General features: G+C 45.6%; 1 protein-coding gene. It reads right to left on the bottom strand.

Going from position 1 to position 248, the window contains the following annotated elements; translation table 11 throughout:
* Nucleotides 1-197: FtsX-like permease family protein (locus CHH91_RS20980; protein ID WP_286160853.1), on the bottom strand; the 197-nt coding region annotated here is incomplete at its 3' end.
* Between the last annotated feature and the right edge of the window lie 51 nt (nt 198-248).

Here is a 248-nt window from a genome sequence, read left to right as displayed (position 1 = left end):
GCACTTACGCATGCGAGAGACATCGGTAACAAAAAGGCCCACAACACCTGTGTATGCATCGATTTTTTCATTTGATCACGTTTGGCGCCTAACATCGACAGGGTGACATAGCGCCCTCCAGTCTGCTTCATTTGCGTCAAAAATTGTAAAGCCAATACCGTGCAAGCAATAATTAAAAACAAGAATCCCATATACAAGACAGTATAACTCCCCGCAACGACATAGAAGAGCCGGCGCCCGAAGTTTTG

It is taken from the genome of Virgibacillus sp. 7505 (genome assembly GCF_002272135.1).
In the GTDB taxonomy this organism is placed as follows: Bacteria; Bacillota; Bacilli; order Bacillales; family Amphibacillaceae; genus Terribacillus.
This window is presented reverse-complemented; position numbering and strand designations above follow the sequence as displayed.